We start from the raw sequence: 14,690 nt of genomic DNA, 5'->3' as shown, positions 1-14,690 counted from the left end.
CAATGACGCCGATCAGGACGCTCTCGCTTCACCGGGAGCGTCGATCACGCGCGTATACGCAGCCACATAGTCGTGGGCCATTCTCGTGGCAGAAAAACGGTTTTCGAACACGGCTCTCACCTGTCGCCTGTCGAGGCGCAGCAATTCCGGTATCGAGGTGACTGCGGCATCGACCGTATCGACAAGGAAACCGGTCACGCCGTGGTCGATGATCTCCGGCAGGGCACCGCATTTCCAGGCGATTACCGGCGTGCCACAGGCCATAGCCTCTATCGCGGCAAGACCGAACGGCTCCGGCCAATCGATCGGAAACAGCAGGCCGGCCGCCTTGCCGAGGAATTCCGCTTTTCTGTCCTCTTCGATCTCGCCGATATAGTCGACACGGTCGCCGTCGATCAGCGGCTCGACCGTGTCGTGGAAAAAAGGGCGGTCGTCGTCGCCGATCTTTGCTGCAAGCTTCAGTTTCAGCCCGGAGCGCAAGGCGATCTCAATGGCACGCTCCGGGCGCTTGTCGCGCGACAGCCGGCCGAGAAAGGCCAGATACGGCTCGTCCGCATTCGTCTCGAAAGTCGGCTCGTACATATTGATCGGCAGCCCGTGATGGATGGTCGCCAGCCAATTGGCCCTGGGTAGCCCGGTTCTCTGGCTGCGGGAAATGGAGATCATCGGAAAGCGCGGAAAATGTTCGTAGGCCGGGGCTAGGTCGACATAGTCGAGCCTGCCATGCGGTGTCGTCACCGTCCGGTCGGGCATGTGTTCGAAGAAAGGAAAATGCAGGAAGTGGCTGAGATGGAAATGGATGATGTCGAACTGTTGCGCACGGCTCCTCACCTCGGCGAGCATCGAGAGATGCGCCGCGGTTTCGGATTTGTGCGGGCGCGGATCGAGACGGAGCGCGCGCTCGCGACACGCCACCAATTTCGCCGACGTCTTGGTATCGCCACTGGCGAACAGGGTCACGTCATGGCCAAGCTCGACCAATCCTTCGGTCAGATAGGAGACGATGCGCTCCGTCCCTCCATAGAACCGGGGTGGCACGGATTCATGGAGCGGCGCCACATGGGCTATTCTCATGTTTTGGCATTTCCCTCAAAAAGACTGCTCGTGGCATCGAAATGCATCAGCCGCGCTAACGTTCCCGTACAATGGCAAGATGTCACCCAATTGGGGCAAGATGTCACCCAATTGGAGCTGCCGGGCGCGTCCACCGCTGCTCGTCTCGTGCAGCCAACATTTTTCAGGCCAAGCCCTCTTTTGCCGGGAACCAAAGTCGGGTTCGCGAGTTTAGTGGGGTTCGATCGCACGCATCCGGTCGACGGGGAGGAAATGATGGACCGCTTGCAATTCTTTTCGCCCGTGCGGGTTTTGCGCGGACAGGGACAGCCTGTGGAGGAGATCGACAGCGTTGCCGAAGCAATGGCATTCTTGCGAAAATGGCCGGCGGGGCGGCGCGGGCCGGTTTACCAGTGCGCCGTGAATTGCTGCGCTGCGGCCATGGCCGGCCGGATGTCGGCCGAGGAAGCGAGAAAGGCTTTTGCCGGCTTCGCCCGGATCACCCGCCTGCTCGAGGGCGATCGGCCGTTGCCGATGAGCGGCGAGGATCGGCATCGCGATCACGCCTTGAGGCGATAGCGCCGACTGCCGCAGATGGTCCGAGCAAGGGTGGCATTCAGCCGGAGCGCCCGATCGGCGACCGACGAGCAGCGCCGGCAAGGTGTCGTAGAGCGCTGCCCAGTAGGGGGCGTAAAACTCACGCCGGTATTCCGGCACTATCCAGTAGACTGCGGCAATGGTCGTGAGCGTAACGATGAAGCCGATGAGCTTGCGCACGACACGCTCGACTTCAAGCGCTCGCATCGGCTTCGCCTGCAATCCCGTTGAACGCCTTCGAAACGTCTGGAAATAAGCCGTGTCGACCGCGATCATTGCTGCAGTAGTAGCTGCAATGACAGTCATGGCCTGCAAATGCACAGGCCAGCTTCTGTCGGCGAGCATCGCGACGGTGAGCGCAAGACCAAGCAATCCTGCAAGGCCAGTGAGGGGCGCGGTCGCCGATTTCGGTCGGAGCGTCATACTACTACTCCCGTTGTCGTGAGGATCGATCGTCGTTGCCGGCCGCGTGGTCGCCGCCACGGTTCAACTCGAGTGGCGCCGCCACCGGAGCCGCTTGAGCAGCCGCTACACTCCGCCGCTGCCGTTAGACCCGCCGCTGCTTGTTCCGTCGTTGCCGCCACTGGATCCGCTGCTGCCGCTCGAACCGCTGCTGCCGCTCGAACTGGTAGTACCGCTTGAGCCGCTGGCGCCGCTCGATCCGCTCTGCTGCTTGAGCCGCCGATGGGCCCCTTGTTGACATTGTGCGGGGAGGGATGATTGTTAGCGCCCTCGCTTACATTTTCGCAGGTGCATTTGCGCTGATATTTGGCGCCGAAGGCACTGCCTTCATTGCTCGCCTTCTGGCAGACCAACCCATGGCAAATCAACGTCGCTTCGGTTGTCTCGGGGGTAAGGCCCGTGATGACTAGTGCGGTTGTCGTGGCCGCCATGCCCGTGATCGTGAACCGGAGTAAATTCCGAAAATTTTGCATAGATACCTCGCTTTCTGACGCCTCGCTTCTCGGGCTCGCGCCCAAGCTTCCTCGTTGTCGAGTGGATGTTTGCGACAAGGCCGCATACGGATCGCTTACGCCTCAGCGGTCGGGGCTCAGGGGCGGCATAAAAAGTTGGACGAAACGCAGACAATGGTGCCGCATTGCGGTATTTCGACCGGAAAAGGCCAAAGATGCACTTTTGGGGGAATGGATAATGTCGAAACGGCTTAGACTGGTGCTGGGAACGGCCGGCGCAATTGCCGTCGCCATTGTCTGGGGGATCGTCGCCACGTCGATGGGGGTGCCATCGATTCTGATCACTGTAGGAGCGGTCGCGATCGGCGCGGGCATCTACAGCTATGTCGATCGAAGCCGAAGCTGATCCGGTTATCAGGCTACGGGCATAGCGCAAAAATCCCACGGTCGCAGACTGTCTGCGGCAATGCTCAGTGTACGAAAATTACCAACGACAGCGTTCTGTGGAACGAGTGGCCTGCCGAAGCTATTGTGGTGGCGGTCCGAGACACCCCCGCCTCGGGTCATTGGCTCACCCGGCCGAGTGGTCCGCTGCTACCCGATGGCAGCGGACCTTTATCCGGAGGACAGACCCGGAAGACGGACATTGTGCCGAATCGAGGGAGAACGATGGTCGTTGACGAGATTGCCGCGCGGCGCCTGAAAAGTCAGCTCGAGCAATACATGGAGACCAGGAAGAGGCGCCACGATGCGGTTTCCACCGCAGCGGCTGAGATCGCGATCAGGGCTGTCATGCCGAATTGCCCGGCCTCCGGAAAAGCCCTGGACGACATGATTGCGGCATGTGCGTTCGAACACGGGCTGGGGGTACTGTTCGATCGACCTGACGCATGAAGGCCTAAACGCCATGAATCCCAACGCCAAAATCGCACGGTGCTGTCGTGCACAAATCCGACGCTGTTCCTGAGACCGCTTGCGACTAGATAAATCAACCAACCGGAGCAGGCATGCCGAGATATTTTTTTCATTTCCGAAACAATGACGGCCGCTTGACGGAAGATTTCGAGGGTCAGGAGTTGGACGGTTTGTCCGCGGCTCAGGATAACGCAATGGCTTCGGCCAAGGAAATCCTGGCCGAGGGCCTGCTCAGCGGCAGCCCGGTCCTGACAGGCCTTTCCTTCGAAATCTGCGACGAGAACCGGAACCTGCTTTTCCGATTTCCATTCTCGGAAGCTGCCGAAAAGGCCGGCACTCGGCCGTGATTGGCCAAAAGCCCCGCGATGCGGGCGAGCTTTGATCGAGCCTGGCTGAAAAACCGCATGTCGCGGCAAGACGGTCGTTGGTGCAAATCAGCACCATAGGCAAATTAGTAGCATAGCTGCCGGCACAAAGCAAGAACAAATATGGGCTTGCCTTGCCTACGGGGCATTACTTATGTCCCTGCGTGTGCCGGCCCGGGCTATCGTGCGTTTCAGGAACTCGAGGGCAGGCACGGGTAGGGGGCACCAAGCGACGTTGCCATTTCCAACCAGTATGTCGATTTGTCGGGCCGGGTGTTCGTCAACTTACCGAAACGTCTTCGCAGGATGCTGTGATCAGGAGTTCCTTTCTCCCGCGGTTGCGTTTACAGGACGCTCAGGACAGTGTCGTTTGCGCGCCAGCAACTGGACCGAGTTAGGCCGGGCGCACAGTCCCCCTCCGTCAAGGTAACCAGTCCGGCGCCGTTTTTGGAGAACAATGATTTGTGGTGGTCAAATAAGCAAAAGAGATTCAAGGGAACGTGGGACGACCGACTGGACGGCCTATTCTCAGCAGAGGTCGACTACGCCGGGAAATCCATTCTCGATGTTGGCTGCAACATGGGTGTTGTCGCCTATGAGATATCCAAGCTAGGACCGAGTTCGATCCATGGGATCGACATTCTCAAGCCGCATATCGAGACGGCCAGGATGATCTTCCTGGGTTGTCCGGTCCAAAGCCGGTTCGATTGTCTCGATCTTGGCAGCCGGAAGCTGCAAAATGTTCTCCAACCGCAGTACGACATCGTCATGCTGCTGGCGGTCTACCATCACATGCAGTGGAGCCTCGGCGCGGACAAGGCGCGACGCGTGCTGTGCGATATCGCCGGGCGTGCTCAAACGATCGTTGCCCGCGTCCCTCCTGGCAAGGATAAGGAGATGATCGCGGTGCTTTCGGATGTGGGCTTTTCAATCAAAAGCAATCACACATCGCCTCTTGGAAGCCATCTCATGGTCCTCGCGAAACACTGACCAGGCATAGCGCGGCCGACGACGAATGGCGCAAGAGCCGCGTGGCTGGGGTCCGCTATGCTCGCATGCGAGGAACCGACGGTCATAGGCCGATGACGTGCAAGGATCCGGTTCGGCATTGACTGCGGTCGGGAACGAAGCCACAGACAGGTGATCGAAACCGTCTCGCGCTTCAAGATAACGTGAAGACCGGACGGGATCGCAACGGGCGGCGACGAGATGATTACAAAGAAACGAGTGTCAACGGCCCCAGCATATCCGCTGATCAAGCGTCTGATTGGCGAAAATCTGCCGCCGCACAAGATGCTGTATGTGACAGGTTTGCTGTGCTCGATCGCCGCTGCTGCGGCGACCGGCGCGGCGGCCTGGATCATGAAAGTCATGATCAACACCATCTATGTCGAGCGAGACGCTGCCGCTGTATCGGGTATCAGCGCCGTCATCATCGGCATTTTCCTGGTCAAGGGCATAGCTGCCTACTGCCAGACCATCACGACGGGAAAGATTCGCCGGGCTATCGTTTCGGACCTGCAAAACCGGCAATTTTCCCGAATGGTGTATTTCGACATCAGCCGTTTCGCGAACCAGCATCCGGCAAAATTCATCTCCAAAATCATGTTCAACGCGCGCGCCGGGGCGACCGTTATTCTCACCCTCACGAGCAGCGCCGTCTCTGATCTGCTGACCCTGATTGCCTTGGCCAGCGTCATGGTCAAGCAGGACCCGGTGATGTCGCTGATATCCGTGGCGGTTCTGCCGATGCTGTTCCTGTCAGTCGGCGCGATAACAAGGAAGCTCAAGGCGCTGGCGAGGGGCGAGACGGAATTGGCCGCACAAGTCCAGTCGATCGGCACGGAAGCCGTCGAAGGCATCCGCACCATCAAGTCCTTCCAGCTCGAGGACAAGGCGGTTGCCAGCTTTGCAAAGGCCGTCCGCAAGATGGAAAGACGTGGCATCCAGATCAACCGGACGTCAGCATTGATGAGCCCATTGATGGAGACCGGCGGCGGCGTGATCATCGGGCTTTTCGTTATGTACGCCAGCTGGCAGACCCTCGGCAACGGCAAGACGCCCGGCGAATTCATGGCCTTCATTACCGCGTTCCTGCTTGCCTATGAGCCTGCCAAGCGGTTGGCCCGGGTCAATGTCGACATCCAGAAGCAAATGGTCGCCGTCGAGCAGATGTATGATTTGATCGACACGCCCGAGCAACGGCGACTCGCGATTGCGGGCGAGCGTCTGACCGACGTCGATGGTGGTATCCGCTTTGAAGATGTGGCCTTTTCCTATGACGGCAACAGCCCCGCGCTCGAGGGTGTTTCCTTCGACGTGCGACCTCGTGAGAAGCTGGCGATCGTCGGCCGCTCCGGCGCCGGCAAGACCACCATCGTCAATCTGATCCTGCGCCTGATGGAGCCGGACAAGGGCAGGATCCTGATCGACGGAAAGGACATTTCGAAGATCAGCCTGGCCGACGTTCGCGATAACATCGCACTGGTATCTCAGGACGTCTTCCTGTTCGAAGGCTCGATCCGCGACAACATTCGCGACGGTCGCCCAAACGCCACCGATCAGGAAATCGAGTCCGCTGCGAATCTCGCCCGGGTCACCAGCTTTGCGTCTGCGCTCGAAAACGGGCTCGACACGCTTGTCGGGCCGAGCGGCACCAACCTGTCGGGCGGGCAGAAACAACGCGTTGCCATCGCACGCGCCCTGCTCAAGAATGCTGCGGTAATCGTCTATGATGAAGCGACATCCGCGCTCGACGGTGAAAACGAACGGGCGGTCATGGAGGCAGCCTTCGACAACACATTTCAGCGCACGGTGATCTGCATTGCGCACAGGCTGTCTACAATCAAGGCGGCCGATCGTATTCTCGTGTTTGACGCCGGACAGCTTGTCGATGCTGGAACGCATGACCAGCTTGCCAAGCACAGCGAGATATATCGTTCGATATTCCACCTGGAGACGCCCGATCCGATGGTCGAAAGCGGCAAAAAGCTGCGGCAGAGCGTATTGCGCTGAAGGCCAATGACCAGCTTTTATCACGGTTCCTATGTCCGGTATGTGATTGGTGGACTGGGCCTTCAGGTGCGCCGGTACAAAAAGGCGGTGCGCAGGTTGTTTTTCAGTCCCAAGCAGCCTCGTTCCATTCTTGAGCTACAGGCCAAGGTTGAGGCCCTGATCGTGCGCAGGGACTGGAAAGGCCTTGAAGCCGGTACCAATGAGATGGCTGTCACGGCCGATCATAATCGCGACCCGGAGCTGATGCAGAAGGCGGGCCAGGCGTTCGAACGCCTTGGCAACTTTGCGCGGGCAGCTGAGCTTCGGCTTTCCGCTCGCCGGCTGCGGAAAGGGAAGAGCGCCAACGAGTGGACCGGCGAGAATCTCGGATCGGATACACTGGCGATCGATCTTGTGGAGGATGACCCGCGCAGCCTTGGCCGGGTTATCCGCCACGCGCGACTGGCCGGCGCTGCCGCTGCCTATGCCCAAAGTGCAACAATTCGGGTCGAGCCGCGCCTGGTATCAATTCTGCAGCGAACGTTCCCGAAGGCGACCGTGGTCCCGGCGCAGCGGGATGTGGTCGGCGACAAACACGCGACTTTCGAAGATCTCGCCTGGGTGTTCGGACGCGACGCCGAAAAGCTTGCTGCCGACTTCGTACCGCTGCGGGCAGATCCTGAACTCGTCGAGGCATTCCGCAAGCGCTATCGGGCGATGACGGATCTGCCGCTGGTCGGTCTCTCCTGGGGCAGCAAGTCCCATACCAAGGACGTGCCTGATTTTCCTGAATGGGCACGGTTCATCGCCCAGACGCCAGCGACATTCGTTTCGCTCCAGTACGGGCAGATCAAGCCGGCGTTGCGGCGCCTTCGCAACGGCAACGACGCGCGTCTGATCTTTGACGACAGCGTCGACCAGATGGTCGACATGGACCGTTTCGCCGCACAGCTCGCCGCACTCGATGCTGTCGTGACGATCAGCAATACGGCGGCCCATCTTGCGGGAGCCATTGGCGTGCCGACTGTTTTCCTCATCGACGATAATTTTCAGACGGCATGGCCAGTGACTGGCGACCGGACACCCTGGTATCCGAAGGGCATTGTCATTCGCAAGGAGGGGCGCCCTTGGTCGCTGGTGCTCGACGAGGCCGGCCGGCGGCTCTCGTCGATCCTGACGACGCTTTCCGACGCTCCCCGGGGACGATAGAACATCGCCGTGCAGAACAGACGAACCATCCTTCAGAAGGCAAAAACCGCCGATCTGCGCCCGCAAGGCGCCGTCGGCAAGCGGCTGCAGAAGGTTCTCGAGCGGGCAAAGGAACTTCTTAGACGTCCTTCGCGCCACGCCGACGAAAGCGCCGAACGGCATATGAGGCTGATGGAGGAAAGCGTGCAGCGTGGTGATTGGCAAACTGCTCGCGACCATGCACTGGCGCTTGGCGTGCTTGGTGAGCAGCTTGGCGATCTCGGCCTGATCAAGAAAGCGGGGCGTGGACTGAGGCGTCTCGACGGAGGAAATCGCATCTGGCAGTTGATGGCGGCGAGCAAGCAGCTGCGCGGCAGGCCCGATTGGGATGGCAGTGATCTTGCGGGTCGCACGCTTCTCGTCGATCGTCGCGAAGGCGACCTGGCGATCTTTTTCCAGTTCGCGTCTTTGCTTGGTCCAGCAGCTGCGGCTGCCGGTCGATGCATCGTCTTCGTCGAGCCGCGACTGGCACCGCTTTATCGCAGAACATATCCTGCGCTCGATGTCAGGATTGAAGGGGAAGAGGACATGGCGGCGGTGGACGCCGATGTCGTTGCCGGTTTCGAGACGCTCGCAAAGCATTTCTGGCCGGACGACCCGGCGGCACGCGCGCCCTTCGTTCCGCTGGAGCCGGACCGCCGACTGGTTGCCGAGCTGCGCGGCACCTATCTCGATGGCGGCCCAGGTCCCCTGATCGGATTTGCTTGGGGAAGCCTCAACAAGAGCAAGGATCTGCCGGCCCTGGACGATTGGCGGACGCTGTTCAGCAGTCTGCCGGGGCGCCTCGTCAGCTTGCAATATGGCGATGTCGGGCCGGCCCTCTCCGAGTTCGAGCGCCACGCGCCGGGGCGCATCATCCATGACGCTTCCGTCGACCAGTTGACGGACATGGACCGCTTTGCCGCCCAAATTGCGGCGCTCGACGCGGTGGTGACGATCAGCAATACCGGCGCCAACCTGGCCGGAGCGCTCGGCGTGCCGACGATTGTCATGCTCGACGACGGGTTTCGACTGTCCTGGCCTGCCTTCGGCGAGACCGTCGCCGCATATCCGAGCGTTCGACTGGCCCGAAAAGGCGGCCGAGCCTGGGCGTCGGCAGTGCAGGAAGCAGGCGGACGGGTCATGCAAATCATCAGCGGAGCTGGCGATGGAAGGTAGCCTACTTCTCGGCCGGTTGCGCCGCGCTGTCGCGCTTGCAGGCTACAAATACAAGGTCTGGTTCCGACGTCACCGCCGGCAGCTCTTCCTTCGCTGGCGCGACGGCGACATTGCCGATCAGATGGCGGATTATCGGCGAAGCGTCGAGTCCCGCGATTGGCCGGCGGCCCTGCCGAAAGCCCTGGCTCTTGGATCCATTGCGAAGTCGAGGGGCGAGGTCCACCTGATCGACGAGCTCAGCAAGGCGCTGATGCGGATGGGCGCTTATGGCGCAGCCGCCGAACTCAGGATCGCCCGACGCCACATCGTCAACGGCCGCGTCGATGGCGAGTGGCTGGGCCAGGATATTTCTGGCCAGACACTGCTGATTGATCTGATGGAAACCGAAAAGCAGGGTCTGGCCACCGCGATCCATCATGCGAGTTCCGTCGGCTGTGCCCTGGAGCGCGCCGCCCGCTCGATCGTGCTGGTCGAGCGCCGCCTGGTACCGCTCTTTCAGCGCACTTTTCCGACCGCCGATGTGCGGCCGGTCGGCGCTGGCGGCAAGGCCGCCTATGCCGAGGCGCAGGCCTTCGCCGGCGTCCAGCATCTGACTGCCGTTTTCGAAACCGACGAGGCGACGATCCGCGAGCATTTCGTGCCCCTTAAGCCGGATCCGGCCCGGGTCGCTGAACTTCGCGCCCGCTACCGGAAGGAAGGACGGCCGTTGGTCGGTATCGCATGGGGCAGCTCCAATCCCGGCAAAGACCTGCCGCCGCTTGCCGCCTGGCGAAACCTGATCGGCCGACCGGACCTCCGGTTCGTCTCGCTGCAGTACGGCCAGATCGAGACCGATCTGAAGATCCTGACCGACGGTGAGCCGGAGCGAATTCTTCATGACAGATCGGTCGATCAGCTCGTCGACATGGATCTTTTCGCCGCGCAGGTTGCCGCGATGGACGCCGTGGTGACCATCAGCAATACCGGAGCGCATCTGGCCGGCGCGCTCGGCATCCCCTCGGTTTTCATTCTGGGCGACGGCTTCAAACGCTCCTGGCCGGTCGAGGGCGACCGCACGCCCTACTATCCATCGGCCGTGCTGGTCTCGAAACGGGAACGCCCCTGGTCCGTGGTGATGGGCGAGGCCGAGTCCATTCTGGCGCCATGGCTCACAAAAGTGAGTGGCTAATGCATGTCGTCCAAAAGCGCGTCACTGAATACGCTTCGACGCGATGCGCATTAAGGAGTTCGGCCGACGGACCGCGGAATGGAGCGCCCGTGTCGAACAGTCGTCGCAACAGGCCAAAAAACATAAGGCATTCCGAACCGGGATATAGTAAAGGCCAATTCGCCCCGCAGAGGATCGCAATTCTTGCCGGCATTTCTGCCTTGTGTTCGAATTAGCCGTAGGCTTAGGCGCCCAGTAATGGGGTTGGTCTGGCCGGCAGCGGTTCGGGCGCCAGCTCTGATAATCTAAAGGAGGTCTCTCCATGTCCTTTCTAAACATGTCCTTTCTAAAATTTTTCCAGGCCAAAGAGCCGCCTCTTCCTCTTATCGTATCCTTTCCAAAATCGGGGCGCACGTGGCTGCGTGTCATGCTGGACGATCTCGGAGTTGAAGTTCAATACATTCACGACGGAACCGACCACAAGTTACTTCGACCGATATCGGGCCTCAAGGAGAATAAATCTCGATACAAGAAGAGAAGAACAATAATGCTTGTTCGCGATCCAAGAGATACGGTGGTCTCAGGGTACTTTCAGGTTCAGAAGCGCCACATGCTTCCAGCGGGATCGTTCAGCGATTTTATCAGAAGCGACAATCATGGGATTGAAAAGATCATCAGATTTAATCTGCATTGGTTCGCGGCCATGCCCCGGATGCGCGAAATCCGGTATCTTCAATATGAAGATATGCATCGGGATACGGCTGGTGTCCTTCGCGCGATCCTTGGATTCCTGAACCAGCAGGCTGACGATCGGACGCTTGTCGAGGTGGCGAACAACCGAACGTTCGACAAGATGAAAGTGAGTGAATCGACCGGTGATCTGTCCGATCGATACGGCAAGATATTACAGCCGCGCGATGCGAATGATCCCGAAAGCTTCAAGGTGCGCAAGGGCAAGATAGGCGGTTACGGGGAATATCTTTCCGAGGACGACGTGGCCTATTGTGACGAGCAGTTGGCTAAGTTCGAATATTGGGAGAAGCTGGACAAGGTTTTTAGCACGAACGGCTTGTGCTACGCTCGCGTCGATAACCGCGCCCGGGTCGCCTTGGGTTAGGGAGCATTGCCGACATGGTGATGCGGACCGGATTCATTTGCGGCTGCGGCCATAGCGGGACGACGTTGATTGCGACGATCCTTGCGTCGCATCCCGACGTCTACCTGCCGCTCCAGGAAACCAACATTTTCTTCAAGTGGACGCCACTGGCCATGTTCCGCTTCTGGAAACTGAAGCGGGCGGCGCTCGATGCTGGAAAGAACCTGCTGCTTGAAAAGACACCGCGGCATATCCGCCGTGTCGCCCGCATTCGCCGGCTCGTGCCCGGTGCGCGTTTCGTCATGCCGGTGCGAGATGGGCGCGACGTCGTAGCGTCCCTGATCAAACGACTTGGCGACCCAACGGAGGCTCTCGACCGCTGGATCAACGACAATGCGCTGGTTCTTGCGGAACGGGGAAAGCCGGATGTGCTGATCTATCGCTATGAGGACCTGGTCGAGAATCCGGCCAAAGTCGTCGAGCAGATATGCGGCTTTCTCGATGTAACCTTCAGCCCGGATCTCCTCGACTATCACAAGAACCCGCAGCAGTGGTTCAAGCCGACCGACGCCAGCGGCGAGACGCCGCATGCGGTGCTCCGGAACCAACAGGTCAATCAGCCGATCTATGACGGGAGCGGAAGATGGCGCTCCGAACTTGGAAACGCCGAGCTACAGGACCTGGTCCAAGGACGAGGTGCCCAGCTTATGAAAGCATTCGGTTATGCATGATGTCGGTTCGGCATCTGCTTGAAATGCCGTCTACCAATCAATTTTGTCGATCAAACCCGTTTTGAACAGGCTGTGAGCTCCTTCGTACAGCATTGACTGTTCGCTCATCGCGCTGAGAGCGGCTTTACCGCTCGATACCTCATGATACTGGCGATATTTGGAAGCGCCGTTCCAATACTGACCTTCCGCCACCGCGACCTGCGCCTTGTCGTTGAAATCGGCGAAGAACTTGAAATGAAGCAGGCCAGCCAATCCCTTTATATAGTTTCGCCAGTAGGGCAGCGGTGAGTGAATCGACGTAAAAATCGTCTGGCGATCAACATATATCAGAGGAAACTTGGTCAACTTGTGCTGCCTGGCGAAAAGCCGGGTTCTCGGGCCGCCTGTGATCTTGAGATGCCGAGGGCTCCTCGTCACCTCATAGCCGCTGCCGTCGAAATGGTCCGCAACTTGCCATGGCGGCACGATGGGATCGAAGGGTACGTCCCAGATGTTTCCGCTCGGATACATGTCGATCATCGGCGCCAGCAGGCGTGTCATTCCGCGCCGCTTGAGCCAGTCGGCCATCGCACCGAGCGGATGCTGATCCATACCGTCATAGACAAGATATTCGTCCGCATCCACGGTCAGATACCAGCGAGGCTGACCATAGATCTGCACAATCCGCTGACGCCAAAGGTTTCCCAGGTCCGACTGCGAATAGGTGATCGGCGAGCTGAATAGATCGACATCTGGCTGCTCGGCCAGAAGCTCAGCTGTTCCGTCTGTCGAGCGGTCATCGAGGACGGCGAATCTGGTGACGCCGAGTTCGCGATAGTGCTTCAGGAACGGGCGTAGCCTGTCCGCCTCGTTGCGGATGACGAGGATCAAAGGCAGGTCATTCGCTTTAAGGGGCGTTATCGGCCGCAGCGATGACACTTCTGCCCGTCTTCCGAAGGTGTGTCTCAGCCGATATATGGCGGTGTCGGTAATCGTCCGGCGGACAATGGCGGGCCAGGTTGCTTTGCTCAAGCCATCGATTCCCCTCATGGCGGTCACCGCCCGGCTGGAGCTGGCGCTGATCCGCTGTTTGCAGTTAATTTCTACATGCAGCACCGTTAGGCAAATCGCAAGCAGTTGCGGACAATGGACACAGGCCTGTTCTGAGTTCCGGCGGGTGAGCTTTCCAAGTGTTGCCGATGCGAGCTGGCCTCTATAGACATCGTCAGATGGCAACAAGGCCGGAGCCCAGACCCCATGTACGCCGGCATTCGTGGCACCGAAATTCAATTCGACAGGCCGCTCCTGTTCGTGCGCCAGCGTTATGCGCCTTTCGGTGGCGGCGAGATCATGTTGGAAAACATCATGGCCGCATTCGCCGCGCGTCAGCGGCGGGTGGCCGTGCTGTCCGGCGACTGGCCGCGTTATGAAGGCATCGAGTTCATCCATTGTGCCGGCCGCCGGTTTCCGCGTTCGCTGCGGGCGACGTCCTTTGCCCAAGCTGCCTGCCGCAAGATCGCCGAGATGCCGCCGGCGCTGGTGCAGAGCAACGATCGCCTCCCGTGCTGCGATGTCTTCCGGGCCGGGGAGGGCGTTCATGCCGCCTATCTTGCCGAGCGGCGGCGTTTCGAGACGCGGCTTGGCAGGGCGGCAATGGCGCTGAGCCCCTTTCACCGCCAGACGCTGCGCCTTGAACGTGCAACCTACGCCAGCCCGAGGCTCAAAGCTGTCATTGCCATTTCGAAGATGGTGGCAGAGGACATTGTCCGTCACTACGATTATCCGGCGGAAAATGTGCACCATATTCCCAACGGGGTGGATCTCGACCGCTTCAACCCGCAGCTGCGCCAGCAGCATCGGGCGACAATCCGCGCGCGGCTCGACGTCGACGAAAACAGGCCGGTCGTCCTGTTTGTCGGCTCGGGCTTTGCGCGAAAAGGACTTCTTGCACTGATGAAGGCGGTCGCTAGGCTCGATGGCGAGCCTGAATTGTGGGTCATCGGCCATGATTCGCGCGCCAACGCCTTCAGGCAGGCCGGTGACAGGCTCGGTCTCGGCGCACGGCTCAAGATGCTGGGGCCGCAGAAAGACATGCTGCCGTGGTACGGCGCGGCCGATATTGCCGTGCTGCCTTCCATCTATGATCCTTTCGGCACAGTGGTCATCGAAGCGATGGCCAGCGGCTTGCCCGCCGTGGTAAGCACCGGCTGTGGAGCGCGCGAGCTTGTCGAGCGGTTCGAGCCGACGCTCGTTTGCGATGCGGCCAGCGAAAGCGACCTCGCTGCAGCGCTCGCGCACGCGCTGCAGTTGTCGTCACGACCTGAGACCGCAGCCCGGGTGAGAGCGGCGGCCGAACACTATGATTTCAATGTCATGATCAAGCGAATGATGGCGCTGTATGAAGGCCTTGATCTGAAATGATTTTCGACTTTGTTGAATTAGGTTAGTACCCTCAGTGTGCTAACGGGCCGGGAGCCGATGCTGCAGATGCAT

At 59.8% G+C, this 14,690-nt stretch carries 14 protein-coding genes; 12 read left to right on the top strand and 2 right to left on the bottom strand.

Going from position 1 to position 14,690, the window contains the following annotated elements:
- Positions 1-12: 12 nt before the first annotated feature.
- Positions 13-1,074: a glycosyltransferase family 4 protein gene (locus NKI52_RS18745; protein ID WP_352699002.1), complete on the bottom strand. Its 1,062-nt coding sequence runs from the start codon at positions 1,072-1,074 to the stop codon at positions 13-15.
- Between NKI52_RS18745 and NKI52_RS32750 the strand changes: the two genes are divergently transcribed.
- From NKI52_RS32750 to NKI52_RS18690, 11 genes are all read left to right on the top strand, one after another.
- Positions 964-1,632, top strand: coding sequence for a DUF982 domain-containing protein (locus NKI52_RS32750; protein ID WP_502896931.1), 669 nt, complete (start codon positions 964-966; stop codon positions 1,630-1,632). The two genes, NKI52_RS18745 and NKI52_RS32750, sit on opposite strands and share 111 nt — an antisense overlap.
- 1,170 nt (positions 1,633-2,802) lie before the next feature.
- On the top strand, positions 2,803-2,970 hold the full coding sequence (locus NKI52_RS18735; RefSeq protein WP_352593649.1) for a hypothetical protein: 168 nt from the start codon (positions 2,803-2,805) through the stop codon (positions 2,968-2,970).
- A 263-nt stretch (positions 2,971-3,233) separates the two neighbouring features.
- Positions 3,234-3,458 (top strand): hypothetical protein, encoded by a 225-nt coding sequence (locus NKI52_RS18730; protein WP_352568673.1) that lies wholly within the window; start codon positions 3,234-3,236, stop codon positions 3,456-3,458.
- Between the two features lie 113 nt (positions 3,459-3,571).
- Positions 3,572-3,826: a DUF6894 family protein gene (locus tag NKI52_RS32745; RefSeq protein ID WP_023674976.1), complete on the top strand. Its 255-nt coding sequence runs from the start codon at positions 3,572-3,574 to the stop codon at positions 3,824-3,826.
- 465 nt (positions 3,827-4,291) lie between these two features.
- Positions 4,292-4,834 (top strand): class I SAM-dependent methyltransferase, encoded by a 543-nt coding sequence (locus NKI52_RS18720; protein ID WP_352568671.1) that lies wholly within the window; start codon positions 4,292-4,294, stop codon positions 4,832-4,834.
- Positions 4,835-5,071: 237 nt separating this feature from the next.
- A complete protein-coding gene (locus tag NKI52_RS18715) occupies positions 5,072-6,859 on the top strand; it encodes an ABC transporter ATP-binding protein (protein WP_198023529.1) in 1,788 nt (595 codons plus the stop codon).
- 6 nt (positions 6,860-6,865) lie between these two features.
- On the top strand, positions 6,866-8,047 hold the full coding sequence (locus tag NKI52_RS18710; protein WP_352699000.1) for a glycosyltransferase family 9 protein: 1,182 nt from the start codon (positions 6,866-6,868) through the stop codon (positions 8,045-8,047).
- Between the two features lie 9 nt (positions 8,048-8,056).
- Positions 8,057-9,244 carry a glycosyltransferase family 9 protein gene (locus NKI52_RS18705; RefSeq protein WP_352568668.1) on the top strand — a complete coding sequence of 396 codons (1,188 nt, stop codon included), beginning with the start codon at positions 8,057-8,059 and terminating at the stop codon, positions 9,242-9,244.
- Complete coding sequence (locus NKI52_RS18700; RefSeq protein ID WP_352646114.1) at positions 9,234-10,412, top strand: glycosyltransferase family 9 protein; 1,179 nt, start codon at positions 9,234-9,236, stop codon at positions 10,410-10,412. Before NKI52_RS18705 ends, NKI52_RS18700 begins: the two co-directional genes overlap by 11 nt.
- 301 nt (positions 10,413-10,713) lie before the next feature.
- A complete protein-coding gene (locus tag NKI52_RS18695; protein WP_352568666.1) occupies positions 10,714-11,508 on the top strand; it encodes a sulfotransferase domain-containing protein in 795 nt (264 codons plus the stop codon).
- A 14-nt stretch (positions 11,509-11,522) separates the two neighbouring features.
- Complete coding sequence (locus NKI52_RS18690) at positions 11,523-12,218, top strand: sulfotransferase family protein (RefSeq protein WP_352568665.1); 696 nt, start codon at positions 11,523-11,525, stop codon at positions 12,216-12,218.
- Positions 12,219-12,248: 30 nt separating this feature from the next.
- Here the strand turns inward: NKI52_RS18690 and NKI52_RS18685 are convergent, their stop codons facing one another.
- Positions 12,249-13,646, bottom strand: coding sequence for a glycosyltransferase family 2 protein (locus NKI52_RS18685; protein WP_156937290.1), 1,398 nt, complete (start codon positions 13,644-13,646; stop codon positions 12,249-12,251).
- On the opposite strand from NKI52_RS18685, the gene NKI52_RS18680 reads away from it, so the two are divergent.
- Positions 13,563-14,618, top strand: a complete 1,056-nt coding sequence (locus NKI52_RS18680) for a glycosyltransferase family 4 protein (protein WP_210164203.1) — start codon at positions 13,563-13,565, stop codon at positions 14,616-14,618. The genes NKI52_RS18685 and NKI52_RS18680 overlap by 84 nt on opposite strands.
- Positions 14,619-14,690: the final 72 nt, after the last annotated feature.

It is taken from the genome of Mesorhizobium sp. M0590 (assembly GCF_040320905.1).
Taxonomy (GTDB): domain Bacteria; phylum Pseudomonadota; class Alphaproteobacteria; order Rhizobiales; family Rhizobiaceae; genus Mesorhizobium.
This window is presented reverse-complemented; position numbering and strand designations above follow the sequence as displayed.